General features: G+C 63.7%; 21 protein-coding genes and 2 tRNA genes. 14 read left to right on the top strand and 9 right to left on the bottom strand.

Annotation, left to right across the window (positions count from 1 at the left end):
* Positions 1–3 precede the first annotated feature (3 nt).
* Together mshC and EEB12_RS00385 are read right to left on the bottom strand one after the other, a co-directional pair.
* The gene (mshC, locus tag EEB12_RS00390; RefSeq protein ID WP_020969678.1) at positions 4–1,245 is read right to left on the bottom strand and encodes a cysteine--1-D-myo-inosityl 2-amino-2-deoxy-alpha-D-glucopyranoside ligase; all 1,242 of its coding nucleotides are present in this window, start codon (positions 1,243–1,245) and stop codon (positions 4–6) included.
* A gap of 10 nt (positions 1,246–1,255) precedes the next feature.
* Positions 1,256–3,445 carry an MMPL family transporter gene (locus tag EEB12_RS00385; RefSeq protein WP_258537309.1) on the bottom strand — a complete coding sequence of 730 codons (2,190 nt, stop codon included), beginning with the start codon at positions 3,443–3,445 and terminating at the stop codon, positions 1,256–1,258.
* Between the two features lie 30 nt (positions 3,446–3,475).
* Here EEB12_RS00385 and EEB12_RS00380 point away from each other — a divergent pair, with 30 nt between their 5' ends.
* Positions 3,476–3,937, top strand: coding sequence for a MarR family winged helix-turn-helix transcriptional regulator (locus EEB12_RS00380; RefSeq protein WP_003946187.1), 462 nt, complete (start codon positions 3,476–3,478; stop codon positions 3,935–3,937).
* Here the strand turns inward: EEB12_RS00380 and EEB12_RS00375 are convergent.
* From EEB12_RS00375 to EEB12_RS00360, 4 genes are read right to left on the bottom strand one after another with little or no spacing between them, the layout of a single operon-like run.
* Entirely contained in the window at positions 3,934–4,740 is an 807-nt protein-coding gene (locus tag EEB12_RS00375) for an SCO1664 family protein (RefSeq protein ID WP_141487251.1), read from the bottom strand. The two genes, EEB12_RS00380 and EEB12_RS00375, sit on opposite strands and share 4 nt — an antisense overlap.
* Before the next feature lie 4 nt (positions 4,741–4,744).
* Complete coding sequence (locus EEB12_RS00370; protein ID WP_019748537.1) at positions 4,745–5,344, bottom strand: DUF3090 domain-containing protein; 600 nt, start codon at positions 5,342–5,344, stop codon at positions 4,745–4,747.
* A gap of 55 nt (positions 5,345–5,399) precedes the next feature.
* Positions 5,400–6,095: a histidine phosphatase family protein gene (locus EEB12_RS00365; RefSeq protein ID WP_019748538.1), complete on the bottom strand. Its 696-nt coding sequence runs from the start codon at positions 6,093–6,095 to the stop codon at positions 5,400–5,402.
* Between the two features lie 58 nt (positions 6,096–6,153).
* Positions 6,154–6,999, bottom strand: a complete 846-nt coding sequence (locus tag EEB12_RS00360; RefSeq protein WP_019748539.1) for an undecaprenyl-diphosphate phosphatase — start codon at positions 6,997–6,999, stop codon at positions 6,154–6,156.
* Between the two features lie 228 nt (positions 7,000–7,227).
* Here EEB12_RS00360 and EEB12_RS00355 point away from each other — a divergent pair, with 228 nt between their 5' ends.
* From EEB12_RS00355 to EEB12_RS00335, 5 genes are all read left to right on the top strand, one after another.
* Complete coding sequence (locus EEB12_RS00355) at positions 7,228–8,163, top strand: aldo/keto reductase (protein ID WP_003946175.1); 936 nt, start codon at positions 7,228–7,230, stop codon at positions 8,161–8,163.
* A gap of 92 nt (positions 8,164–8,255) precedes the next feature.
* A complete protein-coding gene (locus tag EEB12_RS00350) occupies positions 8,256–8,942 on the top strand; it encodes a heme oxygenase (biliverdin-producing) (protein WP_141487250.1) in 687 nt (228 codons plus the stop codon).
* Positions 8,939–9,946, top strand: a complete 1,008-nt coding sequence (locus EEB12_RS00345) for a hemin ABC transporter substrate-binding protein (protein ID WP_069146600.1) — start codon at positions 8,939–8,941, stop codon at positions 9,944–9,946. Before EEB12_RS00350 ends, EEB12_RS00345 begins: the two co-directional genes overlap by 4 nt.
* 63 nt (positions 9,947–10,009) lie before the next feature.
* Positions 10,010–11,107 carry a FecCD family ABC transporter permease gene (locus EEB12_RS00340; RefSeq protein ID WP_019748543.1) on the top strand — a complete coding sequence of 366 codons (1,098 nt, stop codon included), beginning with the start codon at positions 10,010–10,012 and terminating at the stop codon, positions 11,105–11,107.
* Positions 11,104–11,967, top strand: a complete 864-nt coding sequence (locus EEB12_RS00335; protein ID WP_141487249.1) for a heme ABC transporter ATP-binding protein — start codon at positions 11,104–11,106, stop codon at positions 11,965–11,967. The genes EEB12_RS00340 and EEB12_RS00335 overlap by 4 nt, the downstream gene beginning before the upstream one ends.
* Here the strand turns inward: EEB12_RS00335 and EEB12_RS00330 are convergent.
* The gene (locus EEB12_RS00330; protein WP_020969683.1) at positions 11,948–12,370 is read right to left on the bottom strand and encodes a hypothetical protein; all 423 of its coding nucleotides are present in this window, start codon (positions 12,368–12,370) and stop codon (positions 11,948–11,950) included. The two genes, EEB12_RS00335 and EEB12_RS00330, sit on opposite strands and share 20 nt — an antisense overlap.
* Before the next feature lie 183 nt (positions 12,371–12,553).
* Between EEB12_RS00330 and EEB12_RS00325 the strand changes: the two genes are divergently transcribed.
* The 3 genes from EEB12_RS00325 to EEB12_RS00315 all read left to right on the top strand — a co-directional run bounded on the left by EEB12_RS00325 (position 12,554) and on the right by EEB12_RS00315 (position 14,973).
* Positions 12,554–13,579: a hypothetical protein gene (locus EEB12_RS00325; RefSeq protein ID WP_141487248.1), complete on the top strand. Its 1,026-nt coding sequence runs from the start codon at positions 12,554–12,556 to the stop codon at positions 13,577–13,579.
* Positions 13,579–13,827: a DUF5703 family protein gene (locus EEB12_RS00320; RefSeq protein ID WP_003946171.1), complete on the top strand. Its 249-nt coding sequence runs from the start codon at positions 13,579–13,581 to the stop codon at positions 13,825–13,827. The genes EEB12_RS00325 and EEB12_RS00320 overlap by 1 nt, the downstream gene beginning before the upstream one ends.
* 75 nt (positions 13,828–13,902) lie before the next feature.
* Entirely contained in the window at positions 13,903–14,973 is a 1,071-nt protein-coding gene (locus EEB12_RS00315) for a quinone-dependent dihydroorotate dehydrogenase (protein ID WP_070797042.1), read from the top strand.
* A gap of 58 nt (positions 14,974–15,031) precedes the next feature.
* Here EEB12_RS00315 and EEB12_RS00310 read toward each other — a convergent pair whose 3' ends face one another.
* The gene (locus EEB12_RS00310; RefSeq protein WP_007733394.1) at positions 15,032–15,568 is read right to left on the bottom strand and encodes a YbhB/YbcL family Raf kinase inhibitor-like protein; all 537 of its coding nucleotides are present in this window, start codon (positions 15,566–15,568) and stop codon (positions 15,032–15,034) included.
* 65 nt (positions 15,569–15,633) lie between these two features.
* Positions 15,634–16,986, bottom strand: a complete 1,353-nt coding sequence (locus EEB12_RS00305) for a M20/M25/M40 family metallo-hydrolase (protein ID WP_003946170.1) — start codon at positions 16,984–16,986, stop codon at positions 15,634–15,636.
* Positions 16,987–17,104: 118 nt separating this feature from the next.
* On the opposite strand from EEB12_RS00305, the gene EEB12_RS00300 reads away from it, so the two are divergent.
* The 5 genes from EEB12_RS00300 to EEB12_RS00280 all read left to right on the top strand — a co-directional run bounded on the left by EEB12_RS00300 (position 17,105) and on the right by EEB12_RS00280 (position 20,972).
* A tRNA-Leu gene (locus tag EEB12_RS00300) sits at positions 17,105–17,190 on the top strand.
* Positions 17,191–17,352: 162 nt separating this feature from the next.
* Positions 17,353–17,438, top strand: a tRNA-Leu gene (locus EEB12_RS00295).
* Positions 17,439–17,546: 108 nt separating this feature from the next.
* Positions 17,547–19,088, top strand: coding sequence for an SDR family NAD(P)-dependent oxidoreductase (locus tag EEB12_RS00290; protein ID WP_242459822.1), 1,542 nt, complete (start codon positions 17,547–17,549; stop codon positions 19,086–19,088).
* 157 nt (positions 19,089–19,245) lie between these two features.
* The gene (locus EEB12_RS00285; protein WP_021344350.1) at positions 19,246–19,677 is read left to right on the top strand and encodes a universal stress protein; all 432 of its coding nucleotides are present in this window, start codon (positions 19,246–19,248) and stop codon (positions 19,675–19,677) included.
* Between the two features lie 44 nt (positions 19,678–19,721).
* Positions 19,722–20,972, top strand: coding sequence for a saccharopine dehydrogenase family protein (locus EEB12_RS00280; protein ID WP_021344351.1), 1,251 nt, complete (start codon positions 19,722–19,724; stop codon positions 20,970–20,972).
* Positions 20,973–21,064 lie beyond the last annotated feature (92 nt).

The raw sequence follows: 21,064 nt of genomic DNA, 5'->3' as shown, positions 1-21,064 counted from the left end.
GATTCAGCGAAGTGAAATACCCAGCAGAGCGTCGACGGCATCGGCGAACTCGCCGGGTGCCTGCGTGTCGGATCCGCCGCCCTCGATGGCGCGGCGTGCCCAACCGTCGAGCGCGTCGAGCGCCTTCGGAGTGTCGAGATCGTCGGCCAAATGCTGACGCAAACGCGCAACAGTGTCGGTGGCTGACGGCGCGGAATCGAGAGCCGCGGCCTCGCGCCATACCTTCAGACGCGACTGAGCATCCTCGAGGACCTGATCGGTCCACGCGCGATCCTGGCGGTAGTGGCCGGAGAGCAATCCGAGACGGATTGCCGCTGGGTCTACCCCCTCGCCGCGCAGCTTGGAGACGAAGACCAGGTTTCCGCGACTCTTCGACATCTTCTCGCCGTCGAGGCCGATCATGCCGGTGTGCACGTAGTGCCGCGCGAAACGGCGATCACCCGTTGCCGATTCGGCATGTGCTGCCGAGAACTCGTGGTGCGGGAAGATCAGGTCGCTGCCACCGCCCTGGACGTCGAAGCCGGAGCCGATGCGGTTGAGAGCAATGGCCGCGCACTCGATGTGCCAACCGGGGCGCCCCGGTCCGAAGGGTGAGGGCCACGAAGGCTCGCCCGGACGCTCCGCCCGCCAGACAAGAGCGTCGAGCGGATTGCGCTTTCCGACGCGATCGGGATCTCCGCCGCGTTCGGCAAAGAACTTCTCCATCGTCGCGCGGTCGTAGCCCGACTCGTAGCCGAACTGCTCGGTCGCGTCGGCGCGGAAGTAGACGTCGGGGAACTCCGCGTCGTCGACAATGTACGCGGCGCCGGACGCTACGAATTTCTCCACCAACTCGACTACTTCGTTCACCGATTCGACGGCCCCGATGTAGTCCTTCGGCGGAAGCACGCGCAGCGCTTCCATGTCCTCCCGGAAGAGCGCGGTCTCACGCATGCCGAGGACGATCCAGTCCTCGCCGTCGCGATTAGCCCGCTCGAACAGCGGGTCGTCCACGTCGGTCACGTTCTGGACGTAATGGACGTCGTGTCCGGCGTCGCGCCAGATGCGGTTCACGAGGTCGAACGTGAGGTAGGTGGCGGCGTGACCGAGGTGGGTGGCGTCGTACGGGGTGATGCCGCAGACGTACATCGTCGCTTTCTTGCCCGGGGTGACGGGGCGAACCTGACGGTCGGCTGTGTCGTACAGCCGCAACGGCGGCCCCTGACCGGGAACGGACGGGAGTGCGGTATCGGACCAAGACTGCATGCTGCCGAGCCTAGTGGAGACTGCTCTGAGGCTGGGAAGGTGCTGGCTGATCCTGCTCCGGTTCGGGCGTCGACGCGAGCTTGCTCGGCCACCAGATCTTCTGACCGATGTCGTAGGTCAGGGCCGGGACCAGCAAGGATCGGACGATCAGAGCGTCGAGCAGGACACCGAACGCCACGATGAACGCGATCTGCGCGAGGAACAACAGCGGGATCACCGCCAACGCCGAGAAGGTTGCTGCCAGAACAACTCCGGCAGAGGTGATCACCCCGCCGGTCACGGTGAGTCCCCGCAGCGCACCCGCCCGAGTGCCGATCTTCAGCGCTTCCTCACGCACCCTCGTCATGAGGAAGATGTTGTAGTCGATTCCCAGAGCCACCAGGAACACGAACGCAAACAGCGGGACCACCGGATCCGCGCCGGGGAACCCGAAGACGTGGTCGAACACCAGCGACGAAATGCCCAGTGTCGCAGCAAACGAGAGCACAACGGTGCCCATGAGAAGCAGCGGTGCGAGAAGCGAACGCAGCAACAAGGAGAGAATCACGAACACCACGATGATCACCACGGGAATGATGAGTGTCCGGTCCCGTGTCGAGGTGGTCTTCGTGTCGAGGTCGGTCGCAGTGACGCCACCGACCAACGCGTCGGCGCCGTCCACGGAGTGAACTGCATCACGTAGCCGCACGATGGTGTCTTCGGCCTCGAGTGAGTCGGCAGCGTCAGTCAGCGTCGCCTGCAGGGAGACTCGTCCGTCGACAACCAGTGGGGCTCCCCCGTTTTGTACGACGCTCACGTCGCTGACGCCCTCCACGCGACTGGCTGCCGCGACGGCGTCCACCTGATCAGCATTCGCGATGACCACGGCCGGGGAACCCGAACCCGCGTCGAAGTGCTCGCCGAGAATCTCCTGGCCTGCAACCGAATCGACGTCGAGCAAGAAGATGTCGGACGAAGAGACACCGCTGGCTTTGAACTGCGGCATCATCAGCGCGAAGATCACAAGCACCAGCGTCGACGCCACCCAGAAGCGGCGCGGGTGCCGTCCGATTCGAGCAGCGAGCCCGGCCCAGAACCGGTGATCGTTCGCCTCGTCGTGGTGCTCGCGGTCGGCGTCGAACTTCGGCTTGGTCGGCCAGTACGCAGTCCGCCCGAACAGAACGAGGACAGCGGGTAGGAACGTCATCGACGCGAGGAAGGACGCGGCGATACCGATGGCGGCCACCGGGCCCAGCCCGCGGTTCGAGTTCAGGTCGGAGAGCAACAGGCACAGAACGCCCGCGATGACCGTTCCGGCAGACGCCGCGACGGGTTCGAGCGTCGCGCGCCACGCAGTCCGCATTGCTGCGTACTTGTCCTTCTCGATCCGCAATTCTTCCCGGTAGCGAGAGACCAGAAGCAGCGCGTAGTCGGTGGCGGCACCGAACACGAGGATGAACAGGATGCCCTGGCTCTGACCGTTCAGTGCGATGACGTCCGCGTCGGCGAGCAGATACACGAGCAAGCTCGACAATCCGAGTGCGAAGATCGCCGAAAAGATCACTACGAACGGCAGGATCGGGCTCCGGTAGACGATGATCAGGATCAGTATCACGACGGATCCGGCGACCAACAACAGCAGTCCGTCGATACCGGCGAATGCTGCCGACAGATCCGCAACCTGCCCAGCGGGGCCGGTGACCTTGACTGTCAGTCCGCCAGGGCTCGACTCCAGCGCAGCGCGCAGCGCTTTCACGCTGTCCTTGACCTCGAGGGTGCTGTCGACCGGCAGGAACATCTGCAACGCCTGGCCGTCGGCCGACGGGATCGGCGGCGATGACGCGTCACCGAATCCCTCGGTACCGACAAACGAATCGACGGTCTGGGACAGGAAGGTGGAGTCGGTGGGCTCGAGGCCACCTGGTCGTTCCGCCACGACGATGGCTGGCACGAAGCGGGTGTCCGTGAAGCTCTCTTGAAGCTTTGCCACCTCGGTGGCTTCGGCCGACGCAGGCAGGAACGACGTGTTGTCGTTCTGCTGTACGGTGCTGAGCTTTCCGGCGAACGGGCCGCCGAATCCTCCGATTGCCAGCCAGCCGATCACAAGGAGAGCTGGCACAATCCATCGAAGGCGACGAACAGGACGATTTTGTACTGGTGTGCTCACTGGGTCTCCAGGGATCGGCAGCAGAGAGGACTTGCCGACTATTTTGTTCAGCATGCTGAGTAATTGCAAACGGAAGGCAAAAACATGAGCAGCGACGGCCTGGACGACTGGCCAACCGGCCGGCTGTTGTCCACCGCTGCGCGCCTGGTAGAGCACTCGTGGGAGAAGGTTCTGCGGTCTCAGGACATGACGCACGCGGGCCTGATCGTGCTCCACTCGATCGCCGGTGGGGCGGCGTCTCAACGCGACATCGCGAAGAACGCCCGCGTCACCGATCAGACGATGAGCCGCACGATCGACCGTCTCGAACGAGCGGGTTACGTCACGCGTGACACCGATCCGCGGGACGAGCGTCGGCGCGTGATCGCGATAACCGACGCCGGAAGACTGACGTACGAGCGACTACTGACGCTCGAGAAGGAAGATGCGGCGTTGACCGTCGGCGTCGGGGACGTCGCCGCGCTGCGCGAACAACTACTGCGATTGGTTCGCTCACCCGGATTGAAGACGGCAACTCGCGAACAGCAGGAAACGTCTCGAGACTAGAAAGCCGGCCAGGGAATCGTTCGATGGCCGTTCGGTTCGGGCATTACCGCGGACTCGGCGAACTGCATCGCCCGGACCGCCAAGGCCACGATTTCCTCTTCGGTGATCAGTTCGGACAACTCGTCCCCGAGATCTCCATCGAGAGTTGTCGCGAATTCGGCGACGTCGGCGATCAAAGCACCGGGTACGGGCTGCCCGGCCCACCCCCACAACACGGTCCGCAGCTTGTTCTCCGAGTGAAGACAGATTCCGTGATCAACGCCGTACACCGAGCCGTCGACGCCTTCGAGGGCGTGACCACCTTTGCGGTCGGCGTTGTTGATGAGGACGTCCAGAACGGCCATTCGCTGCAGCCGTGGATCGTCCGCATGGATCAGAGAGACTGGTTCGCCCTCCGAGTCGAAGGCCTGCAGGACCTCGAACCACCCTGGCGGAACATTGCCGGGACTGCACAGGTCGACCATCTCGAGTCCGCCGGATCCATCCGCGCGGCGATCGACGGTGTCAATCCAGCGCTGCACCATGCCTGGCCCGAAAGGGCCGTCCCGCAACACTGTTCGCGGAATCACTCCCCAGCCCAGCGCCTCGGACACGCGGTACGACGCAACCTCACGCCCGGCCAGAGTGCCGTCCGGGAAATCCCATAGTGGGCGTTCACCCCGCACCGGTTTGTAGACCACACGGGTGGACTGCTCCCCCAGAGTCGACTCGCACACCAGCGTGGCGTTGCTTGCCGTGGTGATCTGGCCGATCAGGGTCAGATCACCCTCGAGCAGAACGTCCGGCACACCACGTTCGGACACGACGTCAGACCTCGTCGTCGTCTGCGTCGTCGATCGCAAAACCGAAGGACTCGCCGCGTCGGTACCCGTTGGTGCGGATGCACACGTGTCCCTCGGGCGCCAGCGGCTCACCACACAGAGGGCATGGCGCGCGTCCCGCCGCGATGACGCGTTCGGACCGCAGCGAGAATTCACGCGCTTGCTCCGGGGTCAGGAACACACGGACCGCGTCCGGACCGTCGTCGGCGTCGTCGAGGACAACCGATTCGTCGAACTCCGTCTCGCTGACGGCAAGCAACTCCACGACGACCGCACCGGCATCGGCGTCCCAACCGAGCCCCATCGTGCCGACCCGGAACTCCGCGTCGAGCGGTGTGACCAGCGGGCTGAGATCGGAGACATCGTCGGCCTGCGGCGGAACCTCGGTTCCGAAGCGTCGATGTACCTCTTCGAGGAGAAGGCCCATGCGATCGGCGAGGACCTGAACCTGCTGCTTCTCGAGCAGCACACTCACCACCCGTGAATCGTGCACGGCTTGGAGATAGAAAGACCTGTCACCGGGCTCGCCCACCGTTCCTGCGACAAATCGGTCAGGAGTGCGAAATACGTGAATCGCGCGCGACATTGCACCTCCTCGAGTTCGAGCAGAACATCACTGAATACCCATTATCCGTCACAGCTCACGCACCGACCTCTCCACCGGGGACGGACTCCTGCGCGGGAGCCGAACCGTTGGTCGCGGTCTTCGCTGCACTGATCGCTGCGAGCACGTCTCCGGTGTCGTTGACTCGAAGAACGAACGGCAGTGTGGCCGTGTAGCGAATCACGCTGACCGAGGCCGGCTCGGCGACGATCCGCTGGAACGAATCGAGGTGCATCGCAAACGCGTCGGCGAGAACCGATTTGATGACGTCACCGTGTGTGCAAGCGATCCAGACGACGTCCTTGCCGTGCTCTTCGGCCAGCCGTGCATCGTGCTCTCGGATCGCGGCAACGGCTCGCGCCTGTACCTGGGCCAGCCCTTCACCGCCGGGAAAGACCGCACCGGAAGCGTGGCGCTGCACCACTTTCCAGAGCGGTTCTTCCAAGAGCTCCTTGAGCGGGCGACCCGTCCAGTCGCCGTAATCGACCTCGATGAGGCGATCCTCGACCACCGGCGTCAGACCACGGTCGACGGCAATGGGGCCGACCGTCTGCTCGCACCGCAACAGCGGCGAGCGGACGATCTCCGCGATGTCCAGACCGACCAGCCGATCGACGACGCCTTCGGCCTGTTTCCGGCCGTGGTCGTCGAGTTCCACACCCGGCGTTCGACCGGCCAGGGTATGGGCAGTGTTGGACGTCGACCGCCCGTGCCGCAGTAGGACAACTGTCATTCCACAACCCTAATGGGGCGGTGGCCGCACGGACGGGTGGTCGACGTCGAAACGGGCTCTATGTCGCGGACACGACCCCTGTGGCCAGCAGCGCAAGGACGACTACGCCGAGAGCGATTCTGTATCCCACGAACCAGTACATGGAGTGATCGACAACAAATCGAAGCAGCCAGGCGATCGCTGCGTAACCGACCGCGAAGGCGATGACGGTTGCCACCAGCAACTGCGGACCGCTCGCGTTCAGACCCTCACCGGCCGGCTCGAAGGCATCCGGGAGGCTGAACAAACCGGAGGCGAGAACCGCCGGGATCGCCAGCAGGAACGAGTAACGAGCTGCGGCCTCACGGGTGAGTCCGAGGAAAAGACCGGCACTGATCGTGCCACCCGAACGTGAGACACCCGGGATGAGCGCTAGCGCCTGAGCCGAACCCATGATGATGCCGTCGCGCGCTGTGAGCGATTCGATCGGGCGCGTCTTGCGTCCGTAGTACTCGGCAGCGGCGATGACGAGCGCGAACACGATCAACATCGTGGCAATCAGCCACAGATTGCGTGCGCCGGTACGGATCTGGTCTTTGAACAGAAACCCGAGGATGCCGACCGGAATGGTACCGATGATGACGTACCAGCCCATCCGGTAATCGAGATCGCCCCGGTGCTCGGCATTGAACACACCCCGAAACCAGGCAGTGATGATCCTCACGATGTCGCGCGCGAAGTAGATCAACACAGCCAGTTCGGTGCCGAGCTGCGTCACCGCGGTGAACGACGCACCGGCGTCACTGCCGAAGAATATCTCCGACACGATTCGCAAATGTCCGGAAGACGAGATGGGCAAGAACTCGGTCAATCCCTGCACGAGGCCCAGGATCACGGCCTGGAGCCAGGTCATCGCTTCGCCCATCACTCACCGATCCCGGCTGATTCGAATGGGGTTACTGCACACAGGTTTCGTGTGTCGGGTTCACGTTTCACCGGCGCCACGCTACCGGGGCCCACGACGCCGCGCCGCGCCCGGCACGTCCGTGTCCGAATACCCCGACTCGAGGCGAGCGCCTACTAGTCTGCACGTGGTGAGATCTCTCGGGTGCCGCACTTGCGCACACGAGTCGGGCGCGAGATGCAGGCGGTTATGAAGCACAGATCTGTCGGAACGAGCGGACTTCGGGTCTCGCGACTTGGGCTCGGCACACTGACATGGGGACGCGACACGGACGGCGACGAGGCTGCGGCGCAGCTGCTCGCCTTCGCCGAGGCCGGCGGAACCTTGGTCGACACCTCGCCCGCATACGGCGCCGGTGCGGCGCAACGGATCCTCGCCGAGTTGCTCGACGACGTCGTTCCACGTGACGAACTCATCATCAGCTCGAGCGCCGGCATCGATCCCACTCCGATCGGCACCGACCGCGTCGACTGCTCGCGGCGCGGATTGCTCCGCCAGCTCGACGCGACTCTTCGTGAACTCGGAACCGACTTCCTCGACATGTGGCAGGTCGCAACCTGGGATCCGCTCACGCCCGTCGACGAGGTTGCAGCAACCCTCGACTACGCGGTCTCGAGCGGCAAGGTGCGGTATGTGGGCGTGCGCGGCTACCTCGGCTGGCAGCTCGCGACGGCCGTCGGAGCCGGTGGCGCAACAACACTCGCCGCGACGCAGGCCGAGTACTCGTTGCTCGCGCGCGGCGTCGAGGAAGAATTGTTCGCAGCGGCGGCCCACCACGGCGTCGGAGTGTTCGCCGCAGTACCCCTGGCGGGCGGTGTTCTGACCGGCAAGTACCGCGACGGCATTCCCGTCGATTCCCGCGGCGCCGACGAAGCACATTCGCAAGATGTACAGAGCTATCTGACCGATTCCTCGATCCGGGTGGTCGACGCCGTCGTTACCGCCGCCGACGGTCTGGGTACTTCCCCACTGGCGGTGGCACTGGCCTGGGCGCGCGATCGCGCCGGGGTGGCCAGCGCCGTCGTCGGCACGCGGGATCTCGCCCAGTTGACAGGAGTACTGGCAACCGAAGAATTGGAACTTCCGAAAGCGATTGCCGCGGCTCTCGACGATGTGAGCGCTTGATCTGTCCCGCTGATCGAAATACCGAAGGTATCGTGTTGGCGAGGGCAGGCTAACCTAGTAGGCAACGCTTGACTACAGCCTCAGGAGAATCAATGACCACGCTCGACGTAGACAGCCTTTCCGCAGACGCAGGCCCCGCCTTCTCCGAACGAATCAAGACCGAGACGGACGCAGCACACCGCGAGACGGAGCAGTCCCGATTCGTAGGCGCGCTTCTCGGCGGTGAGCTGACCACGGCTGGCTACGCCGCTCTTCTGCGACAGACGTACCTCGTCTACACGAGCCTCGAAGAGGCCGGCCGCACACACGCCGACAACGAGTTGGTCGCTCCGTTCCTGTCCGAGGATCTGTTGCGGGTGGCTTCGCTCGAAGCCGATCTCGAGTTCCTCGGCGGACCGAACTGGCGCGACGAACTCGTGGCCTTGCCGGCAACCGAGCGTTACATCGCCCGCCTGAAGGAGGTGGCGTTCGACTGGCCTGCCGGCTTCGTCGCACATCACTACCTGCGATACATGGGTGATCTCTCGGGCGGACAGATCATCCGCCGGATGCTCGAGCGCGCCTACGGATTCGAGACCGACGGACTTCGCTTCTACATCTTCGAAGGCATCCCCAAGCCGAAGCCTTTCAAGGACGACTACCGCTCGAATCTGGATGCGCTGCAGATTCCGGCCGAAGAACAGCAGCGTTTCATCGACGAGGTGAATCTGGCGTACCGCCTCAACGGTGACCTGTTCGCCGACCTCGAAGGCGACATCGAGAGCTACCTCGTCAAATGATGAAGCGCTTGGCCGCGGCGGCACTGGTCGCAGCAGCCGGTTTCGGTCTGGTGGCTTGCGGATCCAGCGACAACTCCACGACATCTCAGGGTGCCCGGACCGCAGTACTCGAAGATTCCAGCCCGGTTCCCGTGTCCGACAACCCGACCGCAACGCTGCCCGTGACGGTGAAGAGCTTCGACGGCGTCGACGTGACCATCACCGACAACAGCCGGATCGTTGCGGCCGACCGCTACGGGACGCTCGCAACGACAACGGTGGCGCTCGGCCTCGGTGACAACCTTGTCGGCCGCGACACCGCCGCCAAGTTCCCCGCGGTCGCGGACGTACCGGTTGTCACGGTCGGCGGCCAATCGCTCAATACCGAAGCCATCCTCGATTTGAATCCCACCGTGGTTCTCACTGACACGAGCATCGGGCCCAAGAGCGTGCAGGATCAGTTGCGCGCCGCCGGTGTTCCCGTGGTGTTCTTCGACCCGACCCGAACCCTCGAAGGTGTGCCGGGGCAGATCCAAGCAGTCGCCGACGCGCTCGGCGTTCCGGCCCAGGGCGCAGCGCTGATCGATCGAACCGAATCGGAGATCGCTGCTGCGCGCGATCTCGTTCCCAACGACGGCGATCCACTGAAGATCGCGTTCCTCTACATGCGCGGATCGGCCATCACCATGATCGGCGGTGCAGGTTCGGGTGCCGATTCCTTGATCGAGGCCCTCGGCGCCACAGATGCGGGTACCGCCTCGGGCATCACACAACAGTTCGTACCCATCACCAGCGAAGCGCTCATCGCCGCAGCGCCTGACGCCCTGCTGATGATGACGGACGGATTGGCATCGATCGGCGGAATCGACGGCCTCGAAAAGGTCCCTGGCATCGCTCAGACGCCGGCCGGAAAGAACAAACGAGTAGTCGACATGGAGGACGGTGTCCTGCTCAGCTTCGGGCCGAACACCGGACGCGTCATGGCGGCACTCGCCGAAGCGATCTACGAGCCCGGTGGATCGTGAGCAAAGATTTGTGAGTGCTGATTCGTGAGTACAGAAACAGGTAGTTCCGAAGCAGGTAAGTCTGTGTCCGCAGCCGAGGATTCACACGATGTCGGGGGCGCCGACAAGTCGGCGTCTGGCCCCGCGTCGCGGTCGCGGGTGAGTGCGGTTCTGGTCAGCTTGACTCTCGCCCTGGTGATCGTCGCAGTGCTGTCGGCGTGCATCGGTCAAGTTCCGACATCGCCTCTCGAGGTTTTGGGCAGCATCCTGCACCGCATCGGGATCGATCTCGGTCCGATGCCCGCCCATCCCAGCGGTGAAGTGACTTTGTGGGAGGTTCGCTTCCCCCGCGTCGTGCTCGCCATCTGTGTCGGCGCGGCGCTGGGATGTTCCGGTGCGCTCCTGCAGGGTGTGTTCTCCAATCCACTCGCGGAGCCCGGGGTGATCGGAGTGTCCGCGGGCGCTGCAGTTGGCGCGAGCGCTGTCATCGTCGTCGGCGGCACGTTCGTGGCCGGCTGGGCCGTTGCTGCGGCAGCGTTCGTCGCCGGGCTGTTCACCACCGCGGCGGTCTACCTGCTTGCGCGCCACGAAGGCCGAACCGAAGTAGTGACATTGGTGCTGACCGGCGTCGCGATCAATGCGTTCGCCGGCGGACTCATCGCGTTCTTCACCTTCGTCGCCAGCCCGTCCGCTCGCGATCAGATCGTGTTCTGGCAACTCGGCTCACTCAACGGAGCGTCGTGGAATGCCGTCATGATCGTGGCGCCGATGACCGTTGTCGGAATTGCCGCGACGGTCATGATCGCTCCGCGTCTGGACCTTCTCGCACTCGGTGAACATGCAGCTCGTCACCTGGGTGTCAACGTCGAACGGCTGCGCCAGTTCGCGGTTCTGATCGTCGCTCTCCTGGTCTCGGCGAGTGTTGCCTTCACCGGCATCATCCTCTTCGTCGGACTGATCGTTCCGCACCTGATGCGCATTCTTGTCGGCCCCGGCCACCGCGCGCTGATTCCGGCGAGCGCCCTTGCCGGCGCACTGGTTCTGCTTGTCGCAGATCTCGGCTCGCGGTCGCTGATCGACAACGCAGACCTGCCCCTCGGAATGCTGACCGCTCTGGTTGGCGGCCCCTTCTTCTTCTGGCTTCTCCGACGAACACGCGCGCAACAGGGCGGGTGGGCATGAGCAGCCTCGTAAGAAACTGGCGCGAACTGTTCGGCCGCGTCACCCCCGAACCGGAAAGCCCTGGCGTCGGTGATGTCACCCTCGAAGCGCGCGACATCACCGTCGAACGCGGTGGTCGACACATTCTCGAAGGCGTATCCATCGAAGTCCGGGCAGGCGAGCTCGTCGTCCTCGTCGGACCGAACGGCGCCGGTAAGTCGACTCTTCTTGCGGCGTTGGCCGGTGATCAGCCCGTCATCGCTGGGCGGGTGGTCGTCGAAGGCACTGACCTCACTCAGTGGTCGCCAATCGACATGGCGCGCCGACGCGCGGTGCTCCCCCAGAAACACACCATCGGATTTTCGTTCAGCGCTCGCCAGGTCGTTCGCATGGGACGTGCGCCATGGGCCGGAACTCGCCGAGAAGACCGCGACGGCGCTGCTATCACCGCGGCGATGAAGACCTGCGATGTCGAGGGGTTCGCCAATCGGCCGTTCGCCGTGCTGTCCGGTGGCGAGCAGGCGCGGGTCGCTCTTGCCCGGGTACTGGCACAGGAAACGTCGACCATCCTGCTGGACGAGCCGACTGCAGCACTCGATCTCGGACACCAGGAAGCGGTGATGTCCGTGGCGCGCGCTCGCGCTGCGGACGGCGATGCCGTCGTCGTCGTGTTGCACGATCTCGCGTTGGCAGCGGCGTATGCCGACCGAATCGTCGTACTCGAGAATGGACGCATCGCCGCCGACGGTCCCCCGGAATCGGTGCTACACGAAGAGCTTCTGACCCGCGTCTACGGTTATCCGGTCGAGGTGTTCCCGCATCCGACAACCGGAGCAACGCTGGTTATCCCGCGCCGAGAATTCACCGAACAGAATCGATGATCGATCCCAGCCTGTTCAGGACTGCTCTCACCGTCGGCAGGCTGCGACCCTCGCCCTGACGAACGCCGTCACCGACGTCCGGATGTGACCAATCAGTCTCGGTCGAGAGAACTGCGTCGCGAACCACACCGGCGATGCTTCGCTCGTCGGTCAGATCGATGTCGGTGACCGATCGCTCCGCCGTGGCGACAACGTCCGAAGGGGTCGGCACACTGTGCTCGCAGTATTCGCCGTAAACCTCGACGAACAGCACGCTCTTGCGTACGCGGAACGCGAAAGTTCGACCGTCGGACCTGCCGAAACCGTGTGCATGAGCGCCGACGGTGAGGTCCTCGATCTCGAAGCCCGGCCGCGCCGGTTCGGGCGGCTGTGCGCCGGAATCGGTGGGTTCTGTGGGAATCACAATGATCTCCTCGGTGATTGCAGCGTCAACCGCAACCGCTGTTCGTACGGTATCGCGTCAAGGGTGTGAGCGGAATGGTCGGTAGTTCCTCGACGCGATGAACGGCGCCCGACTGCGATCAGGGATGATCGATGACAGTCGCACTGCGTGAAGAACAGATGACAAGAAAAAGAGGAACTACACATGGCTCGCCTAGGGATCCGCACCACTGCAGCAGCAATGGGGGCGGCGGTTCTGCTGGTCACAGGATGTTCTTCCGGAGATGGCGGAGACGACCTCATCACGATCGATCCCGCTACGGCAGCGGTCTCACCGGCCACCACCAGCACCCCGGACGGCGTGGTTCACCCGTATTCAGGTCTGATCGATTCCATCACATTCGACCCGATCACGCGCAGCGCTGTTCTGGTTGCCAACGACCCACGATCGGTGCTGGTCGTTCCTTCGGACAGTTTGGCCGCCGCCGACCCCGCCTCCGCAGGTCGTCCGATAGCTCTGGATTCAGACGTACGCGACGTTTCGATCGGCTCCGACGGTAGCGCTCTGCTGGCGATGGATCGCCAGGTAGTGAAGCTGAATCTGGCATCGGGCGAACAGACCTCCATACCGGTCGACGGCCAGGCGAACTCCGCGGTCGAGCTGACCGACGGCCGCATCGCGATCGGCACGGACAATGGTTCAGTTCACATCGTCGACCCGAAGACCGATCAGTCACAGACGGTTTCGGGGTTTGCATCCGTCGACGAACTTGCGGTTACCGGCGACAACCTGAGCGCCCTCGATCACCGTCAGACCTCGCTGACGGCGATCAATCTCGAAGACGGCAAACTCGGCGTCGCTCTTCGCGCCGGTGAGGGCGCAACTCATCTGGCCACCGATCGCTTCGGACGCATCCTTGTCACCGACACCACCGGCAACGAACTGCTCGTCTTCACTGCCGATCCGCTCCTGATGCACCAGCGCTACCCCGTCGGCGAGTCGCCTTACGCCGTCGCCTACGACGAGACCGCGGATCGGGTGTGGGTGACACTGACGGCGACCAACGAAGTGGTCGGCTTCGATCTGTCGTCCGGCATCCCCGTGGAGACCGGACGGTTCAAGACGGTGCGACAGCCGAATTCGTTGGCCGTAGACTCTTCCAACGGCAATCTGATCGTCGGATCGGCAACCGGTGACGGGCTGCAGGTCATCCCGTCACGGGAGAACTGATGGAAAAGCGTACGCGCGGGATCCCCGCGCAGTGGGAGACGTCGGACGACAAGTTCGACTACGTGCCGCTCCGGCTACCGCCGAACGTTTCGCGGGTCACGGCGTCGATGCGTCTGGCGATCTCCGCCGAGTTCGGCGGGTGGGAACTCTCCCGAGTCCGTCTCTACCCCGACGGCAGTCGTCGCGTGCTCCTCAAGCGAAAGAAGACGCCGCTGCACGTGACCGATCCGGACGGCATTCAGCACTGATCGTTCAACAGACGACCAGAACCCGCCGCTATCGAAACCGCTGACAAAATCACACCATCGAAGAGCTGGAGAATCGTGTACCAACTGCTGCTGAGCCTGATGTTCCGAGTCCCACCGGAACGCATCCACCACATTGCCTTCACCGCGATGAAACTGGTGACACGGTTCGCTCCCCTTCGCTGGCTGGTCGCAAAAGTCCTTGTCGTCGACGACCCGGTTCTGCGCAGTCAGGCTTTCGGTCTGACGTTCCCGGCACCTCTCGGCCTGGCCGCAGGATTCGACAAGGACGCCACCGGAGTCGACGCCTGGGGCCCGTTGGGCTTCGGTTTCGCCGAGGTCGGAACAGTGACAGCCCAAGCTCAGCCCGGTAATCCCGCGCCACGTCTCTTCCGACTTCCGGCCGACCGCGCTCTGATCAACCGAATGGGCTTCAACAACCACGGCGCTGGTCACGCGGCGAATTTCCTGCGACAGCGCCGCGTCACGGTGCCGATCGGTGCCAACATCGGCAAGACCAAGATCGTCGAAGCTGTCGACGCCGCTGCCGACTACACCGCCAGCGCACAGCTTCTGGGTCCGCTGGCCGACTTCATGGTCGTGAATGTCAGCTCGCCGAACACGCCCGGACTCCGTGATCTGCAGGCCGTCGAATCTCTGCGCCCGATCCTGCAGGCCGTGCTCGACACCGTCAGCGTGCCGGTACTGGTGAAGATCGCGCCCGATCTCTCGGACGAGGACGTCGACGCTGTCGCCGATCTGGCAGTCGAACGCGGGCTTGCCGGAATCGTCGCGACCAACACCACGATCCGCCGCGACGGTTTGAAGACCCCGGATGCCGAGGTAGCTGCACTCGGCGCTGGCGGGCTGTCCGGCGCACCGGTGGCCGACCGCTCGCTCGAGGTGCTCCGGCGCCTGTACGCCCGAGTCGGCGACAAGCTGACCATCATCTCGGTCGGCGGTATCGAGACAGCCGACCAGGCGTGGGAACGCATCCTCGCCGGCGCGACGCTGGTGCAGGGGTACACCGGCTTCATCTACGGCGGACCGTTCTGGGCTCGCAGCATCCACAAGGGCATAGCCAAGCGGGTCCGCGCAGCCGGTTTCTCGTCAATTGCACAGGCTGTGGGAGCTGAGAACCCTCGCTAGAGAGTGCTGTGCACCTTTATTAACCGCCCGCGGTTAATAAAGGCGCACAGCAAAGTGACTATTCGACCTCGAACGTCCCGGTCAGGGTTGCACGCGCAATCGCGTGATGGAACACGTTGAAACCGAGGAACGCCGGCGACGAGTCAGGGGTGACTCCGTCGAGCGTCTCCACGTCGAGGGCATGCACCGCCACGATGTAGCGATGCGGACCGTGCCCGGGAGGCGGGCCTGCGCCGATGAAACCGAACCCGCCACCGTCGTGGCGGAGGGTGACGGTTCCGGCAGGCAGGACATCGCTGTCCGCCGCGCCGGCACCGGCCGGGAGTTCGGTGACGGAAGCGGGGATGTTCGCCACGGCCCAGTGCCAGAATCCTGACGCCGTCGGTGCGTCCGGATCGAACACCGTCACCACGAAGCTCTTCGTCTCGGCTGGAAAGCCGGACCACGAGAGTTGCGGTGAGATGTCTTCGCCACCGGGAACTCCGAAGGCTCCACTGGCCTGAGCAAGCTTCAGCGGCTGGCCCGCAGTGATGTCGTCACTGGTCAGCTCGAAACTCGGCAACTTCGGCAATGGTTCGTACGGATCGTGCGCCATGCGAATCCTTTCTGTGACAAGAGAGCTCGATGTGCGTCGAGCTCACGGATCTATCTACGTGCTCGTCAGGAATTGAGCAGGAAATGTTCCAGAACACGTGTCCCGAACAGTAGTGCGTCCACCGGAACTCGCTCGTCGACGCCGTGGAACAGCGCGCTGAAATCCAGCTCGGGCGGCAACTGCAAAGGTGCGAAGCCGAAGCAGCGAATGCCGAGTTTCGCGAATGCCTTCGCGTCGGTTCCGCCGGAGAGCATGTACGGAACTGTGCGAGCCTCCGGATCGTGGGCGAGGATCGCCTCGTTCATGGCGTCGACGAGATGGCCGTCGAACGTTGTTTCGTACGAATCCAGCTTGGTGATCCACTCGCGGGTCACGTCGGGGCCGATCAGCTGGTCCACCGTGCGCTCAAATTCGGCCTGCCGTCCCGGCAGCACGCGGCAGTCGAAGACCGCCTCGGCAGTCTGCGGAATGACGTTCGCCTTGTATCCGGCCTTGAGCATCGTCGGGTTCGCCGTGTCACGGAACGTCGCCCCGATGATGTTGGCTATCGTCCCCAACTTCGCGAGAGTCCCGTCGATGTCAGGTGATCCCGGATCGAAGTCCAATCCGGTCTCTTCGCCGACGGCGGTAAGGAACTCGGCAACCGAATCCGAGATCACGATCGGGAACTGATGAGCAGCGAGTCTCGAGACCGCGCCGGCGAGTGTCGCGACTGCGTTGTCGTCGTGGAGGAAGGAGCCGTGCCCGGCACGTCCCTTGGCCGTCAGACGCATCCAACCGAGGCCCTTTTCCGCAGTCTCCACGAGGTAGAGCCGTCGGTCGGTTCCGTCCGGCCGCGGAACCGTCAGCGAGAAACCGCCCACCTCACCGACGGCTTCGGTCACTCCCTCGAACAGATCCGGGCGGTGCTCGACCAGCCACTGGCATCCGTACTTTCCGCCCGCTTCCTCGTCCGCCACGAAGGCGAACACCAGGTCACGCGGCGGTACGACGCCTTCCGCCTTGAACTGTCTGGCGAGGGCCAGGATCATCCCGACCATGTCCTTCATGTCCACGGCGCCGCGCCCCCAGACGTAACCGTCCTGGACGGTGCCGGCAAAGGGATGGACGCTCCAGTCGGCGGGCTCGGCCGGAACGACGTCGAGGTGACCGTGAAGCATCAATGCACCTCGACCCGACTCAGCTCCCTTCAAGCGAGCAAAGACGTTCCCGCGGCCGGGCGCACCGGACTCGACGTATTCCGTCTCGTAGCCGACTTCTTGAAGCTGCGCGGCAACCCACTCCGCGCACGCACGCTCACCCTTGGTGGTTTCGAGTTCTCCCGTGTTCGAGGTGTCGAAGCGGATGAGAGAACTGACCAGTTCGACTACTTCTGCTTCGGCTCTGCTCGGATTCGGATTATTCGGGGTTGTGGTCATTCCACTTTCCTACCATCGAATCAAACGACGCGGGCGACCGGAATGCCCCGCAACCTGGCGATTTGGGGCAGCTGACCTAATCGGATACTCTTTCCCAGCACCGAGAAATCGGGGCCGAGTCCGAGTGGCGGAATGGCAGACGCGCTAGCTTGAGGTGCTAGTGTCCTATTAACGGACGTGGGGGTTCAAGTCCCCCCTCGGACACTCGAATACAGCAGAAAGACCCCAGCCTGATCAGGTTGGGGTCTTTTTGCTGTGCGCCTTTATTAACCCCCGGCGGTTAATAAAGGCGCACAGCAGTGGGGCGATTTGGGACCTGGCGATGGCATCGGATACTCTTTCCCAGCACCGAGAAATCGGGGCCGAGTCCGAGTGGCGGAATGGCAGACGCGCTAGCTTGAGGTGCTAGTGTCCTATTAACGGACGTGGGGGTTCAAGTCCCCCCTCGGACACTCTGTGTTGAGACAGACAGGAAAAGCTCCGGTTCATCGAACCGGAGCTTTTCTCGTAATTGGCGAAGTTCCCGCACCAGGGAACAGTCCGCGCGAGCGGCGATCGAGATGGAACAGAAGTTCGAAGTGGATACAGACACCAAGAAGTCGGATGCACTGCAGGCAGATTCGCTGGAAACAGCCGATTCAGAATCTGCTCGAGCCGAACTCACCGGCCTCGACCCCGCAGAACTCGAAATCTGCCTGAAGGTCCTTTCCGAAGCCGCCGAACTCGACGACGAGCATCCCGATTCGATCACCATGCAGCGCGCTGTCGGCCATCTGTTCAAGCGACTCAAGAAGAAGCGACGCCTCGCCTCGCGCGCAGCCGTCAACGAAGCGGACCGCCAAGTAGTCGCCGCGACTGCCACAGGTTCACCCGATCGCATCGACGACGAGACCGCAGGCATTCCGATCAAGTCGAACACCGCCGGCGCTTCCGCCGGCACGCTCATCAAGGCGCGACCGTGCTACATCTGCAAGCAGCGCTACACCGCAGTCGACGCCTTCTACCACCAACTGTGCCCCGAGTGCGCTGCCACCAGCCGCAGCAAACGTGATGCGAGCACTGATCTCACCGGCCGACGCGCACTTCTGACCGGCGGCCGCGCGAAGATCGGTATGTACATCGCGCTGCGCCTGCTGCGTGACGGCGCACATCTGACCATCACGACGCGATTCCCCAACGACGCGATCCGCCGATTCAAGGCGATGGAAGACAGCAACGACTGGATTCACCGTCTGCGCATCGTCGGCATCGACCTCCGCGACCCCGCCCAGGTTGTTGCACTCGCGGATTCCGTTGCCGCACAGGGTCCGCTCGACATCCTCATCAACAACGCCGCGCAGACCGTCCGACGCTCCCCCGGTGCCTACGGCGCTCTGGTTGACGCCGAGTCCGGAGCACTACCCGCCGGTGAACTCCCTGATGTCCTGACCTTCGGCCAGACGAGCGACGCCCACCCCGCGGCTCTGGCCGGATCGCTGTCGGACGTCGCAAGCATCACCTCCGGAAATCTGTCCGCCGACGCGGTCAGTTCACTCGCACTCGTCGCCAAGTCGGCTTCACCCGATCGCATCGAGCAAGGCATCGCCATCGACGCCGGCGGGCTGCTGCCGGACCTCGCGCACACCAACAGTTGGGTCCAGACCGTCGAGGAAGTCGATCCGATCGAGCTTCTCGAAGTCCAGCTCTGCAACTCGGTCGCGCCCTTCATCCTCGTTTCACGCCTGCGCCCGTCGATGGCCGCGGCAGCTGCGCGACGCAAGTACGTCGTGAATGTCTCCGCCATGGAAGGCCAGTTCAGCCGCGCATACAAGGGCCCTGGCCACCCGCACACCAACATGGCCAAGGCAGCACTAAACATGCTGACCCGCACCAGCTCCAAGGAAATGCTCGACGACGGCATCCTCATGACCGCCGTCGACACCGGCTGGATCACCGACGAACGCCCGCACTTCACCAAGATGCGGTTGGCCGACGAAGGTTTCCACGCACCACTCGACCTCGTCGACGGTGCAGCCCGCGTCTACGACCCCATCGTTCAGGGCGAACTGGGTATCGACCTGCACGGCTGCTTCCTCAAGGATTACAAACCCTCGCCGTGGTGATGGGCGGCACCCCGCAGTGGTGACAGGCAGCACCTAGGCGCCCCGATGTGGCGATCTCGTCACCGCCAAACCCCCGTGTCGAGTAGCTCAATTCAGGTAGGGCACAGCATTGCAGGCGATAATGGACTGCGAACCTGCTCACCGACTCGGAGGAACCATGACGATCGCCGTCGTACACAAGGACAGCCCGGAAGGCCGCGCCGCAATCGTGGCCGCCGCACGGGAATCCGTGGGTCGAAGCGAGGAACTGCTGGTTCTGCACGTCCTGGACGATGTCAACATCGGGGACACGGCCGACACCGGAGACACCGAGGACGATCGGGCCGCTCTTCGCGGCGAGATTCAGTCAGCGCTCGACGCCGGTGGATTCTCGGAGACGAAGTGGGATCTGCGCACCACCGAGCACGACGGCGATCCGGTGACCGCGCTCGTGAACCTGGTCCACGGCGCGGGTGTCGATCTCCTGATCGTCGGAACACGCCGGATGTCCCCCATCGGCAAGTTCCTCCTCGAACGCCCACTGCAGCGTCTCCTGCTCGAAGTGGAGGCTCCGATCCTCGTCGTCAAGGAACCCCTCCCTGTTGAGTGACCTCGGTCACATCACTTTCGAGTGCGCGTTTGTAGGCTGGCTCCATGACTGGAACCTCGCCCGCCCGAGAACTCGACATCATCGTCTACGGAGCGAGCGGCTTCGTCGGAAAGCTACTCGCCGACTACCTCGTCAAACATGCTCCCGAAGGCACGAAAATCGGCCTCGGTGGCCGCTCCCTCGAGAAGTTGGCAGCCACTCGCGCCGATCTGGGTACCGCCGCTGCCGATCTCCCCCTGATCATTGCCGACGCCGACGACGCCACCGCATTGAAGGCGCTCGCGCAGCGAACTCGGGTCGTCGCCACCACGGTCGGCCCGTACGCCAAGTACGGTCACACCCTTGTTCACGAATGCGCCTCCGCCGGAACTCATTACGTCGACCTCACCGGTGAGGTGCTGTTCCACCGCGAGAGCATCGACGCCAACCATGAGCTGGCGGTCTCGACCGGCGCAAAGATCGTCCATTCCTGCGGATTCGATTCCATCCCTTCCGATCTCGGAGTTCACGTCCTCCACGAGAAGGTCACTGCCGACGGCGCCGGTGAGCTCACCGACACAACGCTGGTGGTCACGGCGCTGCGCGGCGGCGTGAGCGGTGGCACGATCGATTCGCTTCGCAATCAGATCGACGTGTCGAAAGACGATGCGCGCCTGCGGAAACTCGCGGCCTCGCCGTATTCATTGAGCCCCGATCGTGACCGGGAGCCCGACCTCGGACGACAGAGCGACGTGAGCGTGGTCGACGGCAAGAAGATCGATCCGTCGTTGAAGGGTTGGAAGGCACCGTTCGTGATGGCGTCGTACAACACACGAGTCGTCCGTCGCAGCAATGCGCTCCGAGAGTGGGCGTACGGCAAGAAGTTCAAGTACAGCGAGGTGATGAGTGTCGGTTCCTCGGTGGTGTCACCGGTAATCGCGGGCGGTGTCGCAGTCGGCCTCGGCGCGCTGGTCGCCGGACTCGCTCTTCCTCCGACGCGTTTCCTTCTCGACAAGGTATTGCCTGCGCCCGGCGAGGGCCCGAGCGAGAGCACCCAGAAGAAGGGGCACTTCACGCTCGATGTGTTCACCACGACCACGACCGGCGCTCGATACACCTCACGAGTGAAGGCGAAGGGCGACCCGGGATACAGCGCGACGGCGGTAATGCTCGGCGAATCTGCGTTGTCATTGGCGAAGGACCACAAGGATCTCCCCGCGGCCACCGGCGTATTGACTCCATCGACAGCGCTCGGCGACGTCCTGGTCGAGCGTCTAACCAAGGCCGGTTTCGAGATTTCCGCGCGCAAACTCTAGACAGAACGAATTTCACTTGATCGTTTCAGCTCTTCGCGCCCGATTATCGCAGCTCAGGGCGCGGACAGCGGTGGGAATACTCCCAGGTAACA

It is taken from the genome of Rhodococcus sp. WS1, from assembly GCF_003797745.1.
In the GTDB taxonomy this organism is placed as follows: Bacteria; Actinomycetota; Actinomycetes; order Mycobacteriales; family Mycobacteriaceae; genus Rhodococcus_F; species Rhodococcus_F erythropolis.
Note: the sequence above shows the minus strand (reverse complement) of the source record. Positions and strands in the feature narration are given on the sequence as shown.

Excerpts from the sequence above, each read along its gene's own strand:
- EEB12_RS00325 (WP_141487248.1), top strand. The coding sequence starts at position 12,554 with ATGGCTCGCCTAGGGATCCGCACCACTGCAGCAGCAATGGGGGCGGCG.
- EEB12_RS00345 (WP_069146600.1), top strand. The coding sequence starts at position 8,939 with ATGATGAAGCGCTTGGCCGCGGCGGCACTGGTCGCAGCAGCCGGTTTC.
- EEB12_RS00380 (WP_003946187.1), top strand. The coding sequence starts at position 3,476 with ATGAGCAGCGACGGCCTGGACGACTGGCCAACCGGCCGGCTGTTGTCC.
- EEB12_RS00350 (WP_141487250.1), top strand. The coding sequence starts at position 8,256 with ATGACCACGCTCGACGTAGACAGCCTTTCCGCAGACGCAGGCCCCGCC.
- EEB12_RS00285 (WP_021344350.1), top strand. The coding sequence starts at position 19,246 with ATGACGATCGCCGTCGTACACAAGGACAGCCCGGAAGGCCGCGCCGCA.
- EEB12_RS00365 (WP_019748538.1), bottom strand. The coding sequence starts at position 6,095 with ATGACAGTTGTCCTACTGCGGCACGGGCGGTCGACGTCCAACACTGCC.
- EEB12_RS00290 (WP_242459822.1), top strand. The coding sequence starts at position 17,547 with ATGGAACAGAAGTTCGAAGTGGATACAGACACCAAGAAGTCGGATGCA.
- EEB12_RS00320 (WP_003946171.1), top strand. The coding sequence starts at position 13,579 with ATGGAAAAGCGTACGCGCGGGATCCCCGCGCAGTGGGAGACGTCGGAC.
- EEB12_RS00385 (WP_258537309.1), bottom strand. The coding sequence starts at position 3,445 with ATGCTGAACAAAATAGTCGGCAAGTCCTCTCTGCTGCCGATCCCTGGA.
- EEB12_RS00310 (WP_007733394.1), bottom strand. The coding sequence starts at position 15,568 with ATGGCGCACGATCCGTACGAACCATTGCCGAAGTTGCCGAGTTTCGAG.
- EEB12_RS00370 (WP_019748537.1), bottom strand. The coding sequence starts at position 5,344 with ATGTCGCGCGCGATTCACGTATTTCGCACTCCTGACCGATTTGTCGCA.
- mshC (WP_020969678.1), bottom strand. The coding sequence starts at position 1,245 with ATGCAGTCTTGGTCCGATACCGCACTCCCGTCCGTTCCCGGTCAGGGG.
- EEB12_RS00305 (WP_003946170.1), bottom strand. The coding sequence starts at position 16,986 with ATGACCACAACCCCGAATAATCCGAATCCGAGCAGAGCCGAAGCAGAA.
- EEB12_RS00360 (WP_019748539.1), bottom strand. The coding sequence starts at position 6,999 with ATGGGCGAAGCGATGACCTGGCTCCAGGCCGTGATCCTGGGCCTCGTG.
- EEB12_RS00280 (WP_021344351.1), top strand. The coding sequence starts at position 19,722 with ATGACTGGAACCTCGCCCGCCCGAGAACTCGACATCATCGTCTACGGA.
- EEB12_RS00335 (WP_141487249.1), top strand. The coding sequence starts at position 11,104 with ATGAGCAGCCTCGTAAGAAACTGGCGCGAACTGTTCGGCCGCGTCACC.
- EEB12_RS00355 (WP_003946175.1), top strand. The coding sequence starts at position 7,228 with ATGAAGCACAGATCTGTCGGAACGAGCGGACTTCGGGTCTCGCGACTT.